The sequence below is a fragment of the Bacillus sp. JJ1562 genome (assembly GCF_036962705.1).
Taxonomy (GTDB): Bacteria; Bacillota; Bacilli; order Bacillales; family Bacillaceae_L; genus Ferdinandcohnia.
This window is the reverse complement of the sequence record NZ_JBALOQ010000022.1, coordinates 171,127-185,445: the sequence shown is the minus strand read 5'-3', so window position 1 is coordinate 185,445 and position 14,319 is coordinate 171,127. Positions and strand designations below refer to the sequence as shown.

Annotated in this window: 14 protein-coding genes; 12 read left to right on the top strand and 2 right to left on the bottom strand. The window is 37.2% G+C overall.

Going from position 1 to position 14,319, the window contains the following annotated elements:
• The first annotated feature begins 1 nt into the window (after nucleotide 1).
• The 6 genes from V7097_RS15090 (at nucleotide 2) to V7097_RS15065 (ending at nucleotide 6,350) form a co-directional block, all read left to right on the top strand.
• Complete coding sequence (locus tag V7097_RS15090) at nucleotides 2-1,117, top strand: NAD(P)/FAD-dependent oxidoreductase (RefSeq protein WP_335704454.1); 1,116 nt, start codon at nucleotides 2-4, stop codon at nucleotides 1,115-1,117.
• A gap of 299 nt (nucleotides 1,118-1,416) precedes the next feature.
• Nucleotides 1,417-2,331 (top strand): hypothetical protein, encoded by a 915-nt coding sequence (locus tag V7097_RS15085; protein ID WP_335704453.1) that lies wholly within the window; start codon nucleotides 1,417-1,419, stop codon nucleotides 2,329-2,331.
• Nucleotides 2,332-2,344: 13 nt separating this feature from the next.
• Nucleotides 2,345-3,001, top strand: a complete 657-nt coding sequence (locus tag V7097_RS15080) for a DUF4129 domain-containing protein (RefSeq protein ID WP_335704452.1) — start codon at nucleotides 2,345-2,347, stop codon at nucleotides 2,999-3,001.
• The gene (locus V7097_RS15075) at nucleotides 2,988-4,115 is read left to right on the top strand and encodes a DUF4350 domain-containing protein (RefSeq protein WP_335704451.1); all 1,128 of its coding nucleotides are present in this window, start codon (nucleotides 2,988-2,990) and stop codon (nucleotides 4,113-4,115) included. Before V7097_RS15080 ends, V7097_RS15075 begins: the two co-directional genes overlap by 14 nt.
• Nucleotides 4,112-5,041: an AAA family ATPase gene (locus V7097_RS15070; protein ID WP_335704450.1), complete on the top strand. Its 930-nt coding sequence runs from the start codon at nucleotides 4,112-4,114 to the stop codon at nucleotides 5,039-5,041. The genes V7097_RS15075 and V7097_RS15070 overlap by 4 nt, the downstream gene beginning before the upstream one ends.
• Nucleotides 4,992-6,350 carry a DUF58 domain-containing protein gene (locus V7097_RS15065; RefSeq protein ID WP_335704449.1) on the top strand — a complete coding sequence of 453 codons (1,359 nt, stop codon included), beginning with the start codon at nucleotides 4,992-4,994 and terminating at the stop codon, nucleotides 6,348-6,350. Before V7097_RS15070 ends, V7097_RS15065 begins: the two co-directional genes overlap by 50 nt.
• On the opposite strand, the gene V7097_RS15060 is transcribed toward V7097_RS15065, so the two are convergent.
• Nucleotides 6,328-7,308, bottom strand: coding sequence for a stage II sporulation protein M (locus tag V7097_RS15060; protein WP_335704448.1), 981 nt, complete (start codon nucleotides 7,306-7,308; stop codon nucleotides 6,328-6,330). The two genes, V7097_RS15065 and V7097_RS15060, sit on opposite strands and share 23 nt — an antisense overlap.
• 95 nt (nucleotides 7,309-7,403) lie before the next feature.
• Here V7097_RS15060 and V7097_RS15055 point away from each other — a divergent pair, with 95 nt between their 5' ends.
• The 4 genes from V7097_RS15055 (at nucleotide 7,404) to V7097_RS15040 (ending at nucleotide 11,703) form a co-directional block, all read left to right on the top strand.
• Nucleotides 7,404-8,210 carry an RDD family protein gene (locus V7097_RS15055; protein WP_335704447.1) on the top strand — a complete coding sequence of 269 codons (807 nt, stop codon included), beginning with the start codon at nucleotides 7,404-7,406 and terminating at the stop codon, nucleotides 8,208-8,210.
• Between the two features lie 358 nt (nucleotides 8,211-8,568).
• The gene (locus tag V7097_RS15050) at nucleotides 8,569-9,243 is read left to right on the top strand and encodes an N-acetylmuramoyl-L-alanine amidase (protein WP_335704446.1); all 675 of its coding nucleotides are present in this window, start codon (nucleotides 8,569-8,571) and stop codon (nucleotides 9,241-9,243) included.
• Nucleotides 9,244-9,382: 139 nt separating this feature from the next.
• Nucleotides 9,383-10,972: a long-chain-fatty-acid--CoA ligase gene (locus V7097_RS15045; protein WP_335704445.1), complete on the top strand. Its 1,590-nt coding sequence runs from the start codon at nucleotides 9,383-9,385 to the stop codon at nucleotides 10,970-10,972.
• 452 nt (nucleotides 10,973-11,424) lie between these two features.
• Entirely contained in the window at nucleotides 11,425-11,703 is a 279-nt protein-coding gene (locus V7097_RS15040) for a DUF1292 domain-containing protein (RefSeq protein ID WP_335704444.1), read from the top strand.
• Nucleotides 11,704-11,740: 37 nt separating this feature from the next.
• On the opposite strand, the gene V7097_RS15035 is transcribed toward V7097_RS15040, so the two are convergent.
• Nucleotides 11,741-12,028 (bottom strand): hypothetical protein, encoded by a 288-nt coding sequence (locus V7097_RS15035; RefSeq protein WP_335704443.1) that lies wholly within the window; start codon nucleotides 12,026-12,028, stop codon nucleotides 11,741-11,743.
• 187 nt (nucleotides 12,029-12,215) lie between these two features.
• Here V7097_RS15035 and V7097_RS15030 point away from each other — a divergent pair, with 187 nt between their 5' ends.
• Together V7097_RS15030 and V7097_RS15025 are read left to right on the top strand one after the other, a co-directional pair.
• The gene (locus V7097_RS15030) at nucleotides 12,216-12,764 is read left to right on the top strand and encodes a cysteine hydrolase family protein (protein WP_335704442.1); all 549 of its coding nucleotides are present in this window, start codon (nucleotides 12,216-12,218) and stop codon (nucleotides 12,762-12,764) included.
• Nucleotides 12,765-12,801: 37 nt separating this feature from the next.
• Complete coding sequence (locus tag V7097_RS15025) at nucleotides 12,802-14,277, top strand: nicotinate phosphoribosyltransferase (protein ID WP_335704441.1); 1,476 nt, start codon at nucleotides 12,802-12,804, stop codon at nucleotides 14,275-14,277.
• The last annotated feature ends 42 nt before the right edge of the window (nucleotides 14,278-14,319 follow it).

Genomic DNA, 14,319 nt, shown 5'->3' with positions numbered 1-14,319 from the left:
CATGACAACCTATCTTGTAATTGGGTCTGGTATTCTTGGTGCGTCGACGGCCTATCATCTTGCTAAAGCAGGAGCGCAAGTAACAATTGTTGACCGACAAGATCTTGGTCAAGCTACTGACGCTGCAGCGGGGATTGTCTGTCCATGGCTTTCTCAACGTCGAAATAAAGCGTGGTACAATTTAGCAAAAGCAGGTGCAAAATATTATTCAATATTAATAAGCGAGCTTGAGGCATTGGGCGAGACTAATACTGGTTATAAAAAGGTGGGAGCGATTAGTCTTCATTTCGATCAAAATAAGCTTGATAAAATGGAAGAACGAGCACATTTGCGTCGGGAAAATGCTCCGGAAATTGGAGAAATTACACGACTAAATTCTAAAGAAACTAAAAGATTGTTTCCATCATTATCTGAAGAATTTTCAGCTGTACATATTAGTGGTGCTGCTAGAGTAAATGGCCGAGAGCTCCGCAATGCATTGATTCGTGCGGCCTTACTACATGGTGCGCGTGAACAAAGAGGGAGTGCTTCTTTAGTAAAAGAGGGTGGCAAAGTTATTGGTGTTAAGATAGAGAATGAAGTTTTAAAAGCGGATAAAATCATCGTAACAGCTGGAGTATGGGCAAATGAATTACTTAAGCCAATAGGTATCGATTTTCAAGTGTCCTCTCAGAAAGCCCAAATTGTTCACTTAGACCTTGAAAATACAAACACAGACAGTTGGCCAGTTGTAATTCCACCAAATGACCAATACATTTTAGCCTTTGATGGAGGAAGAGTCGTTGTTGGTGCAACACATGAAAATGATAAAGGAATAGATTATCGAGTAACCGCAGGCGGACTTTATGAAATCTTCGATAAAGCTCTTAAAATAGCTCCTGGTTTATCGGAAGGAACGGTTTTAGAAACAAGAGTTGGTTTTCGACCTTTTACTCCGGACTTTCTACCAGTTATTGGTGTAATTCCTGGTTATGACAACATTTCTGTTGCAAATGGACTCGGAGCCTCAGGCTTAACTGTTGGACCATTTTTAGGTAGTGAATTAGCGAAGCTTGCATTGGGAAAATCGCTAGAAATCGATTTGAATTTGTATGATATAAAAGGTGCCATTAAATAATAGTAGTTTACATAATAAAAGGTTACAGTCTGATTCCTTCAATGGGTCAGGCTTTACATTTTCACCTCCTACTAACTAGAAAATATTTCTAAAATAATACAGAAAAACTTCCAGAATAATGTTAAAATAAGCGATATTAGCATCAATTAACTTTATCAAGCAGAGGTGCTGGATAAAGTTAAAGCCTCCGGCGGATGCCACAGATTTTCAAAGGAAACTTTTCGAGCAAGCTCGAAAAAATCTGGACGCAAATACGCCAAGGCGCATTTGATCTCAACAAATTTCAGGGGGATGACAGATTGAACACAAAATTTTCACGGCCAAAGGGGTTTGGAGAAATCCTTGACCACACATTTAGTTTGAGCAAAAAACGATTTCGGGATTTTTTTACGATTTTACTTATTTTTATGGGACCTGTATACATACTCGAGGCGCTAATATTATTGGCATCAGGAACAAGCTTTTTCAGAGAAGTTGGTCCTGGTGAAGACTGGATATCCCAAATCACTAATAGCTTTGATGAGACAGTCGTTGCCGAAGATATGGGTTGGGGCGCATTATTAGGAACGTCTTTAATCGGCCTTGTAGGTCTGGTTTTATTTCCTGTTGCTGAAGCTGCAATTCTAATTGCATTAAATCATATCCGAAAGAATGAAGAATATACAATTAGTTCGGTGATTAAAAAAGCTTTTACACGATTTTGGGCAATGCTTGGAAGCAATATTTTGTTTGGTCTTATTGTATTTGGGTTCCTCATTGTTTTTTTCTTAATATTGGTACCAATCGGTATTTATGGTGCCGTTGCGAATCCGTTCATTGGCATCCTTTTCGCAATTCTATTAGGGTTGGGGTTATTTATTGGATTAGGTTATTTACTGACGCGTTGGGGTTTTTATTTCGGTTCGGTAGTACTAGACTATGAATCTCCTGGATTTTCAAGAAGCTGGCATCTATCAAAAAAGCGAGGCTGGGTCCTATTTGGTCTATATATTGTTTTCTTTTTAATTATCAGTGCGATTAGTTTTGCTGTTGAGACCACATTCGCTATCTTTTTAGGAAATAGTGTTTTACTCACTTTAATTGTAAACTTCACAACCATTTTTACAACTCTACTATTTGCAGTAGGTTACGGTGTGATGTACCTTGACGCAAGGATTCGACATGATGCAGAAGATTTGGATGAAATGATTGAGGGGTTCAATGAACCAAGATAAGTGGTGATAACTAATGGGACAAATGAATGATGCACGTGACCGGATTGAAGAAATTCTGAATGGTAAAGAATATCGAATTTATTATGATGAGTCAAGGAATGTTTTTCAGGAATGGTGGGATCAAGTAAAAGAATGGCTGGCTGATTTTATAGAAAGTTTATTCCCTGCAATTGAGTCGGGAAGCAGTACAGCTGATGTGGTGTTAGTCCTAATCATTCTTGGAGCCCTCCTACTATTAGGTATAGCGGTCTTTTTACTTGTTCGAAATAAAAGGAGAATCGTAGGCTTAAGTAAACATAAACCTCTTCATTCATCTGAGGAATTAAGCTGGACATATCATAGGCATTTACATGAGGCACTAAAGCATGAAGAAAATCAGCATTATTCACCTGCTACAAGACATCTATTCTTAGCACTGCTCCTGTATTTTCATGAAAAGGAATGGCTGGAGGCTAAATTATGGAAAACAAATTGGGAGTATTATGATGAGCTTCGCAGAGTGAAGCAATCCTGGGCCGATGAGTTTTATGATTTAGCATTAGTGTTTGATGAGGTTGCATATGGAGAATATGAGATTGATAGAGTAGAATACAATCAATTTCGCAGAAAAGCTTTTGTCTTGCTAGATCACTCAGAAGGAGGAAAGGAGAAGCAACATGCAAAACCGTAAAGTATGGATTACCTTAATTGGGCTTATCGCGCTCCTACTCTTTGTTACGTATTTTATTGAATCATACAACCCAAAAGAGTATCCACATTATGTGTCTGATTCTCCTTCTCCAACTGGTGTAAAAGCGATTTATACATATTTAAATGATGAACATAAAGTTAAAAGGTGGTCACATTCACCCAATCTTCTAACTAAACAAGAAGCGAATCAAGTTTTAATTATGGTAGAGCCTTATTTCACGCCAGAACAGGAAGAAGTGAAGGGCTATCTTGATTTTATGGAGGCAGGAAATAAAATCATTTTGTTTAAAGAAAATCCTCGAGGGATGTTCGATATTAAAACACTACCTGCAGATATAGACCCTTTTCTTGATGAAGCGATTACCATTCAAGACAAAGCCGGGAAAGAATTTAATGTATTTTTACAGGCTACAAACAGAATCATTCCAAATGAAAAAGAAAATGTGCTTCTTGAGGATGAAGCAGGCGTAATTGCAATCAGCCGAAAAATTGGAGACGGTGAACTGATTACAACAATTTCACCAGAGTGGATGATGAATGGCAATCTATCAAACTATGATCATGTCACACTTGTATTATCGTTAATTGAGGATAAAGAAGCATCCGTTTATTATTTTGATGAATATGTACATGGAACGAAAAATGCTTCAACAGTCACAACCTTATACCCAGGCTGGTTTTTGGTTTTGCTTTTACAAGGCGGACTAATCGTTCTACTTTGGCTTTGGTACAAAGGAAAACGGTTTGGACCAGTTATTGTACCCCGGGAGGAAACAGTTCGATTTAGTGACGAAGGTATCCGTGCTTTAAGTGCATGGTATTTAAGGGGTCGTCACTACCATGAATCATTAAATATTCAGGCAGATTATGTGAAACAACTCTTACAAGAAAAATGGGGTATTCCTTTTCATCGAGATTGGACGGACCTTACGAGTAAACTTGTTCAACGATGGTCTGGTAAGAAAGAAAATGAAATTAAGCGATACTTAAGTGACCTTACAAAGGTCTTAAAAACTGAAAAACTGTCAAAACACGATTATTTGTTATGGTCAAAGAGAATAGATGAATTACGAAAAGAGGTGGTGAAAGGATGAGACCAGAACTTGCATCCTTACTTGAGAAATACGAACAACGAATCTTAGGGCAGAATAAAAATTTACGACTTTTACTTTCTGCCATTTTAGCTGGTGGGCATGTCTTAATTGAAGGTGTTCCAGGAACAGGAAAAACACAAATGGTACGTACTCTTGCTGCCTTACTTGGAGGGGATTTTAATCGTATCCAGTTTACCCCAGACCTTTTACCAAGTGACATCACAGGAAGTATGGTTTACAACATGAAGGAAGGCAGTTTTGAAACATTAAAAGGACCTGTTTTTACAAATATCCTATTAGCCGATGAAATTAACCGTACACCTGCAAAAACCCAAGCAGCATTGTTAGAAGCAATGGAGGAAAAACAGGTGACGATTCAAGGTGAGACATATATGCTACCTGAGGTATTCTTTGTTGTTGCTACACAGAATCCAATTGAATTTGAGGGTACGTATCGCTTACCAGAGGCGCAACAGGATCGCTTTTTATTTAAACTTCAAATTGATTTCCCGGCTTTTGATGAAGAAAAAAATGTCGTCAAACAAGTAGTGGAACAAACTTTTTATAATCAAAATTCAACAATTGTACTTGATTTAAACTCCTTTTTATCCATTCGAAAGGAAATAGAAAAAGTTACATTAGGTGACGGTGTTCTAGATTACATCATGCAAATTGTTCGGAAAACCAGGGAATCTGAAACCATTCGATTTGGAGCAAGTACAAGGGCGGCCATCTCAATTGCGAAAGCAGCACAGGCTTGGGCTTATCTGGCTGGCCGAGATTATGTAACTCCAGATGATGTAAAACTGGTTTCTAAGCCTGCGTTACGGCATCGAATTCAGTTATCTCCACACGCAGAATTGGAGGGAATCACCATTGACGAAATCATTGAAGAGCTTGTGGGATCGGTTCCTGTTCCTAGATAGAGGTATTCTTCCAACAACACGGTTGATTTTAGTTTTATTTTTACTTTCAATCGGATTTTTGGTGTTGTCTTCATTCGAAATCTCATGGGGAATCATCATTGGTCTTAATCTATTTGTTATTTTTGGTAGTTTAGTTGATTTGTTCTTTTCGCCAAGAAGAAAGCATTTATCTGCAACGCGCAAATTTCAGCCTGAAATGGAGAGAGGACTTTCAACACCAATTGAGATTGAAATAACTAACAATTCTACATTCGGTCTTTCGTATCGATTAGTAGATGGTATTCCTGCTTCTTTTACACAAGACTTTCCTATCATAGGAAAGATTTCTGGTGAAACTACTACACGAATTACTTATGAAACAGAAGCAATGGAACGCGGTGATTATCAAATTAACAAGCTATATTTCCGATACAAGAGCTTACTTGGCTTGTGGGAAAAACAAATCACTTTTACCGTTAATAACCAAGTAAAAGTTATACCCGATCTCTCGGAATCAAGGCAATACCTTGAGAATGCGCAGAAATTTTTATTGTATGAAGGTGTAAAAATCCGCAAACAACAAACAGGTACTGGTGAGTTTTCAAAAATAAGGAGCTATGTTGTTGGTGATGATCCTCGTACAATCAACTGGAGACAAACTGCGAAGCTCCATGAAGTCATGACGAATGAATACGAACCAGAGCATGGAAAGTATATTACGATTTTACTTGATTGCGGCCGAATGATGGGAGTTGAGTTGGATAAGGGGAATCGTCTTGAAAGATCGATTGAATCCGCTCTTACTGTTGCCACTGCGGCCCTTCAAAACGGAGACTATGTATCTATTCTAGCTTTTTCAACGGATGTAAAGGTTTTTGTCCCAGCTGGGAAAGGGATTTCGCATCTTCAAACGATTTTACATGCTATTTATAATCTGAAGGTAGATGCGGTTGAATCCAATTATGGCGCTGTTTTATCTTATTTAGAAACTGTGCAAAAGAAGCGTAGTTTGCTTTTAATGTTTAGTGATGTGCACACATTTGTACGGGAAGAAAGTGCGTTGATTTATTTACGAAAACTACGGCAGCGGCATTATTTTCTAATGATTGGGGTAGAGGATGCCACATTAAATCAGAGGATTAATGGGCAGCCGACTAATGTTCAAACAACGATGCTAAAAAGTATTGCACAGCAACAAATGCTTGTGAAAAAGAGGGGAAAGCGAAAATGGGAAAACCAAGGCCTCATGATGGTTGAGGCCAAAGAGGATAAATTAGCTGCTACAGCGGTCTCCTATTATATTGACATTATGAATCGGAATTTACTGTAGCTTCTTTTTTTACTAAAAATAGTTTTCCAGTCACGATGTAGAGGATTAATCCGATAACTGTAATGAATGCAACTGCATATTTTGCTTCAAGCGAAATTGTAGCAGGTGTGATAAAGCCTTCGATGATACCGGCAATGATAAATAAAGGAATCGTACCTAAAAGAAGTTGTACAGAGCGTTTCGCCTGAATCTTTAGCTGATAAACTCTTGTGTACGGACCAGGAACGAGCAGTTTGTAGCCCATTAACAGGCCAGCACCACCTGCTATAAATATAGCTGTGAGCTCTATCATGCCGTGTGGGACAATGTATGCCCAAAAATCATAAGACTTGCCATAATGCCAGAACAAACCTGCTAATGCACCTACAATGATACCATTGTAAATTAAAACATAAACCGTTAAAAGTCCAAAGGTTATTCCACTTGCAAATGCAAGAATGGCAACTTGAATATTGTTTGTCATTATGCTTGCTGACATTAGGGATGAATCAACTGCACCATCTTGACTACCTAAATAGTCTGGATCAACACCCTGAGCAATTTCTGCTGGTAAAATTGAAAACATATGGAGGGGATCCTCTAGGACTGAAAAAAAACTACCGACACCACCTAGAGTAAACAAGATCATCGCTACAACTACAAATTTCCATTGTTCAAGCAATAGTCCGATAAATTTCGTACTAAAGAAATAACGGATTTGTTGAAAACTTGATACCTGATCCTTGTAGAGAAGATTATGAGCCTTCGAGACAAGACCATTTAAATAAGGAGTAATCTCTTCATTTGGGAAATAGGTTTGGCTATAAGAAAGATGCGCGGCGCATTTTTGGTACAATCTATGAAACTCGTTAATTTCGCTGCTGCTTATGTGTTTTCTACGCTTATGTAAAGTGGAAATGAGTTGCTCAAGTTGTTTCCACTCGTCTCGGTGCTGTTTGACAAATTGTTTCATGTTCATGTGCTTTCACCTCTTGAGTACGCAATAACCTTATTATAGTAATTTTAGAGAAAAATAGAAACTACTTATGTAAAAAACAACAAAGGGGGATCCTTTTGAATCAAGAACAAACTAATATTAAAACACCTGAGTTTGTTTCCATCCAATTTCAGTTAGCAGGGGTAGGAAGCCGGGCTGCTGCTTTCCTACTTGATACATTAATATTGTCAATTGCCAGTTTTCTAATTTTACTTACTTTATTGCTTATTTTACATGGAGCCTCCGATTTTTGGCTTCTAGAAGAAACATTTTTTTCTGGTCCAGTGGCCATTGCAATAATTTTGTTGTTCATATTGAACTGGGGTTATTTTTTTCTACTTGAATTTTTTGCTGGAGGCAAGACGATTGGGAAAAAAGTTGTAGGCATACGTGTAATTCAAGAAAACGGACATAGTATTACATTGTTATCAAGCTTTATCCGCAATTTTCTGCGTATCATTGATTCCTTACCAGCATCCTATTTTATAGGGATCATCATGATCTTCTTTCATTCTAAACATAAGCGAATTGGTGACTTAGTTGCAGGTACAATTGTCATACATGAAAGGCGAGCAAAAAATCATAAAAAAGAAAGTCCACTTGAAAAGGAAATTCAAAGACGCGGACTTGGAAAAGAATCGACTACAATCGATCAATGGGCATTAAAGTCATTCGGAAACAAGGAGTGGAAGCTCCTGCAAATTTATTGCAATCGTTTTTTACAATTGAAAGAAGATGTAAAGGACAGAAGGACGAAACAAATTGCAGATATTTTGTTACCTAAGGCAGGAATTGCTGTCGCAGGAAAAACATATGAACAATTAGAAAATGAACTATTAGTCCTTTATTTAGTTTTGAAGGACGAATGGGAATTTGAATTATAAAGTGAAACATCAATCAGTAGGGGTTTACTCCATCCCCTACTGATTGTTAGTTGGGCCAATATGATTGTGTATCACAAAGACTGGCCATAGGACGTGGCGTTCTTAGTCTTTGTTCCTTTATTCGGGCTTTTACGGGCAGTTATTCCACACCTAAACTTCTTCGTTTTCACTAAAGTATTGAGTTGGGGGGTATTACTGCCTGTTAATGCGGAGTAATCTCCTACTTTAGACTGACATCCTAGGGATTAAAATGTATAATTAATATCGTGGAATCGTTTATAAGAAAAGAAATTGGAAACATATAGGTGAAATAACCTACAAAATCTAGGAAAAAGAAGTATACAGGAGATTTGGGAATATGGAATGGAAGAGAATTTGTATTGGCTGCATACTTACAAGTCTATTGTTCGGCTGTTCAGCACAAGCAAAGGAAATAAAAGTTGAGAATACTGAGGTAGAAGTGGCTACAGAAGAGATCATTCCTACTATTAATAAATCATTACCTCTCGACATTTCCGAAAAACGCACAAATGAAATTACACATCTAATGATCCATTATATTAGCAATGCGGCACTTAAACCTAAAGATCCATACAATGTAGATGATGTCTATTCAATATTTAAGGAATACGGCATATCGGTACATTATCTGATTGACCGCGATGGAGAAATTTATAGTCTTGTTTCTGAAGATCGGGTGGCATATCATGCAGGCAAAGGAAGTTTGCCTGATTTTCCTGAATACGAAAATAAATTGAATCAATATTCGATTGGGATTGAGCTTATTGCAATAGGAACAAAAGAAGAGATGACAGCGATTGTAGATGAAGACATCTATAATCAAATCGACCCTACTCTCGCAGGTTATACAGATGCACAATATCAATCATTGCAGTTATTAGTTGATAATATTTTGAAAAGAAATCCATCTATTTTACGTGACAGACGCCATGTAATCGGCCATGATGAATATGCTCCCGGAAGAAAAACAGACCCTGGCTCATTATTCGATTGGACAAGAATTGGATTTTAAATTGAAACATCTACTTTGCAGGTAAATCCTTTCAAAGTAGGTGTTTTTTATTCTGAAATAGTTTGATAATTTTACGAATATTCCTTATAATGTAAGTGTTTACACGGTTTGTTTATACTTACTAAAGGGGGAAAACAGATTGTACGTACCTTTACTTTTATCTCAATTTTTGGATAGAGCTGTAAAACTTTATGGAGAAAAAACGGCGTTAATTGATGATGACAAAAGCTTTACTTATGCAGAAGTAAACGAGAGAGTGATTCAGCTTTCAAACGGATTAAGTCATCTTGGGGTTAAAAAAGGCGACCGTGTCGCTTATTTAGCACCAAATTCATCTGAAATGTTTGAAGGCTTTTATGGTGTATTTCAAATCGGTGCCATTATTGTACCGTTGAACACAAGGTTAATCCCATCAGATTATGAGTACATATTGAACCACAGTGAAACAAAGGTTTTGTTTGTAGACTATGAACTTGTAGGACATATTATCCCGATTCGTGAAAACTTAAAAACAGTTGAAAAAATCATTGTCCACGGTCAAAAGGATGACACAGAATGGACGATTTCTTATGAGGAATGGCTTGCACGTTTTGAAAAAGCACCAATCGATCGCCCTGAGATGGATGAAAAAGACATTGCGACACTTTTATATACAAGTGGAACAACCGGAAAACCAAAGGGTGTTATGATCTCACATCGTAGTAATTACCTCCATGCACTAACAACCATGCATCATCTTCGCGTATCAGACCGTGATACACTACTTCATATTTTACCAATGTTTCATGTCAATGGGTGGGGCTCTCCTTTTTATTACACGGCAAATGGAGCCACACAGGTTTGCTTACGAAAGGTAAAACCTGAGGAGATTTTCAGAAAAATAGATTCGTATAAAGTTACAGTTATGCATATGGCACCAACTGTTCTGAATACATTATTGCAATATGCGTCATCAAGTAGAACTATAAAACAAGAACAAGATATTCGAATTGTTATCGCTGGTTCTGCTCCTCCACCGGCATTCGTAAAACGTGTTGAAGAGGAGCTTCAGTGGGAATTTATCCAAGTATATGGTATGACCGAGGCTGCTCCACTTGTTACGACCTCTATAATACGTGATTCACAGGATGATGTTCCGAAAGAAGAAAAGTATCGCTTAAAAGCAAAAGCCGGATATGAATTTATTGGGGCAGAGGTACGTGTTGTCAATGAATTTGGTGAAGATGTAGCCCAGGATGGAAAAGAAATTGGGGAAGTTATTGTCCGTAGTAACACAGTAATGGAAGGCTATTTAAATAATAAAGAGGGTACAGACGAAGTCATTCGCAATGGATATTATCATACAGGTGATATGGCGATAATAGACGCAAATGGAAATATTGAGATCGCAGACCGTAAAAAAGACATTATTATTAGTGGTGGGGAAAACATCTCATCGATCGAGGTTGAAAGCGCATTATACGATCATCCTTCTGTTTTAGAGGTTGCGGTCATTTCGATTCCGCATGAGAAATGGGGGGAGACACCTCAGGCGATCGTAGTTAAACGTGAGGGACATGATGTAACAGAGGAGGAGCTAATTGCATTCTCACGTAGCCGTCTCGCACATTTTAAAGCACCAACAAAGATAGTTTTTAAAACCGAGTTACCGAAAACAGCTTCTGGAAAAATTCAAAAAGTACACCTTCGTAAAGAATATTGGCAGCAAAAAGAAAAATTTATTAACTAAAAAGGAATGGCCCCATTTTCTCAATTGGAAAATGGGGTCTTCATTTATAACAAAGCTTATATAAATTTAGGTTCTACATTTTCTATTTTCAGCCAATAAGTGAAAGAAAAAGGCAAGCTACAATGTGCTTACCTTTTTAAACATCAATGAGAATTGAACCATACGAATTGAATATCCTTTCTACGCAAGAGCTCGGATTCGTAACAAATACTGAAATCTAGAAATTAGTCTTCTCATGAATAGTGAAAGTTTAACGAACGTATAAAACAACTCTGGGAATAAGCGAATTAGAATATTCAATGTATATCCCTCCACATTGATTTTTTGTGAAAGTAAAACATTCACAGGATTATTGTTTACTAATCGTTAAATATTAATGTGTACAAGGTATGTTTTTAAGTGTACGCTGGAAAGATAGAATAGTACATAACTCGTTTGGGGAGGAAAAAATTTTGGAAAAGGTAAAAGTCGGAGAAGTTTTTTCAATCAGTGATGAAACTGGTGAAGAGCAAAATGTAGAGGTACTTGGTGTCGTAACGATTGAAGGGACTGAATATGCAGCTGTTAGTTTTCTTGAGGATTTAGAAGAGGATACTGAGGACGATATCGATATTTTCTTTCTAAAGATTGATGAAGAAGGAGATTTTTCAGCTATTGAAAGTGATGAAGAATTTGACAAAGTGTCCGCTGCCTTTGACGAAATCTTTGATGAGGAATTAGACGAAGAATAAAACCAGTTGGACCCCATTTACGTTTGGGGTTCTTTTTTTACTCTTCGTTCCATTCTTCGATAATCTCTTTTACCTTCTTTTTATCAATAATATTTATGGCATAATAGGTGATGTCTTGACTTTTCATTTTCCTTACTGGATGATGAGAAACTCCATAGATATCTCCTAGGACTAAAACATCTACCATTGTAAATCCTATTAAAATAATCATCGGCTTTCTGTTTCCAGTCCATGTACCTTTTGTTCCAAGTACCACTGGAAGCGGGGTTGTTTTATTGCTTATATACTCGTATACCCAGTCTTGTTCCGTAATTGTTTTATACATTTATCCAACTCCACATCCATAATGCATTCTTAAGATTCAACAAAAAAATGCAATTCTATTCAAAAATAAACAAAATTCATATAAAATAAACGTTATATCCTAATATAATTTTCACTAATGTTAACACCAGCCTGAATTATACTTATGTTTTGATATGAAAATCACATATTAAAGAGGAGGAAATATTATGAAAAAAGCATTATTAAATGTAGATTATACAAATGATTTTGTTGCAAGTGATGGAGCATTGACTTGTGGGGAACCAGGCCAAGAAATTGAAAAAGAAATTGTTCGCATCACTGAGGAGTTTATCTCAGATGGGGATTTTGTTGTATTTGCTATCGACCTGCATAAAGAAGGCGATGAACTACATCCTGAAACTAATTTATTCCCACCTCATAATATAGAAGATACATCAGGAAGATTGCTTTATGGGGATTTACAAAGAGTGTTCAATGAACAACAAGCAAATTCGAACGTATATTGGATGGATAAAACAAGATATTCTGCATTTGCTGGCACAGATCTCGAGATTAAGTTACGTGAACGTGGAATTACCGAAGTTCATATAGTTGGTGTTTGTACCGATATTTGTGTCCTTCATACTGCTGTTGATGCATATAACCGTGGATTTAAAATTGTCATCCACAGTTCAGCAGTAGCAAGCTTTAACCAAGCTGGTCATGAGTGGGCACTTGGACATTTCAAAGATTCAATCGGCGCAGAAGTTCGTTAATGACACATCGCGCGTTATTTATTGGAGGTAATTTTGAATGAATAAACATTATAACGATGACAGCATTGCACTACATACAGATTTATATCAAATAAACATGGCAGAGATTTATTGGCGCGAAGGCTTACATAATAGAAGAGCTGTGTTTGAGTTGAATTTTAGAAAACTACCATTTGGTAATGGGTATGCGGTTTATGCAGGACTTGAGAGGGTTATCCACTTTCTTGAAAACTTTTCATTTAGTGAAACGGATATTGAGTATTTAAGGGATGAAGGATACAAGGAAGACTTTCTAGATTACCTTAAAGATCTTAGATTTACTGGAACCCTTCGATCAATGAAGGAAGGTGAAGTCGTTTTTGCAAATGAACCTCTGCTTCGTATTGAGGGACCAATTTGTGAGGTCGTCTTACTAGAAACTCCAATTTTAAATATTATCAATTACCAAACCCTAATTGCGACTAAGGCCTCCCGTATTAAGCAAGTCGTTGGAGACCAGACCGCTATGGAATTCGGTACAAGACGTGCACAAGAAATGGATGCGGCGATTTGGGGAACGCGGGCTGCTTACATTGCTGGATTTGATTCAACCTCAAATGTTCGGGCTGGCAAATTATTTGATATTCCGATTTCTGGAACACATGCTCATTCGTTAGTGCAAGCCTATCGGGACGAGTATCAAGCGTTTAAACATTATGCAAAAACCCACAAAGATTGCGTGTTTCTCGTGGATACATATGATACATTGAAATCTGGTGTTCCAAATGCAATTAAAGTTGCGAAGGAAGAAGGAGACAAGATTAATTTCATTGGAATTCGCTTAGATAGTGGTGACCTGTCCTATTTATCGAAAGAAGCGCGAAAAATGCTTGACGAAGCAGGTTTTAAAGACGCCAAAATAGTAGCCTCGAATGATCTTGATGAACATACGATTATTAACTTAAAATCCCAAGGGGCGAAAATTGACTCATGGGGTATCGGAACAAAACTGATTACTGCCTATGACCAACCGGCATTAGGTGCGGTCTATAAACTTGTGTCAGTTGAAGATAAAAATGGGGATATGGTAGACACTATAAAAATAAGTGGTAATCCTGAAAAGGTTTCGACACCTGGATTAAAGCGCGTGTATAGAATAATCAATAAGAACAGTCTAAAATCTGAAGGTGACTATATTACACTTGAGCACGAAGACCCACAAAATGAAAAACGAATAAAAATGTTTCACCCGGTTCATACATTTATTAGTAAATTTGTTACGAATTTTGAAGCAAGAGAATTGCAGCATACGATTTTTGATAATGGAAAGCTTGTGTATGAGGTTCCGACTTTACAGGAAATTCGCACGTATTTAAATGAAAATCTAGAACTACTCTGGGATGAGTACAAGCGTACTACGATGCCAGAGGAATACCCAGTCGACTTAAGCCAGGAATGCTGGAATAATAAAATGAACCGGATTGAAGAAGTAAAGGAAAATATCGAAGAAATGATTAGTAAGATCAACATTTAAACAGTTTATTGCGATACAAACCATTAACATTATTCAGTAGAA

What these genes read in the sequence shown, in the direction of transcription:
- V7097_RS15075 (WP_335704451.1), top strand. Translation starts at nt 2,988, where the DNA reads ATGCAAAACCGTAAAGTATGGATTACCTTAATTGGGCTTATCGCGCTC.
- V7097_RS15070 (WP_335704450.1), top strand. Translation starts at nt 4,112, where the DNA reads ATGAGACCAGAACTTGCATCCTTACTTGAGAAATACGAACAACGAATC.
- V7097_RS15060 (WP_335704448.1), bottom strand. Translation starts at nt 7,308, where the DNA reads ATGAACATGAAACAATTTGTCAAACAGCACCGAGACGAGTGGAAACAA.
- V7097_RS15050 (WP_335704446.1), top strand. Translation starts at nt 8,569, where the DNA reads ATGGAATGGAAGAGAATTTGTATTGGCTGCATACTTACAAGTCTATTG.
- V7097_RS15080 (WP_335704452.1), top strand. Translation starts at nt 2,345, where the DNA reads ATGGGACAAATGAATGATGCACGTGACCGGATTGAAGAAATTCTGAAT.
- V7097_RS15025 (WP_335704441.1), top strand. Translation starts at nt 12,802, where the DNA reads ATGAATAAACATTATAACGATGACAGCATTGCACTACATACAGATTTA.
- V7097_RS15035 (WP_335704443.1), bottom strand. Translation starts at nt 12,028, where the DNA reads ATGTATAAAACAATTACGGAACAAGACTGGGTATACGAGTATATAAGC.
- V7097_RS15030 (WP_335704442.1), top strand. Translation starts at nt 12,216, where the DNA reads ATGAAAAAAGCATTATTAAATGTAGATTATACAAATGATTTTGTTGCA.
- V7097_RS15090 (WP_335704454.1), top strand. Translation starts at nt 2, where the DNA reads ATGACAACCTATCTTGTAATTGGGTCTGGTATTCTTGGTGCGTCGACG.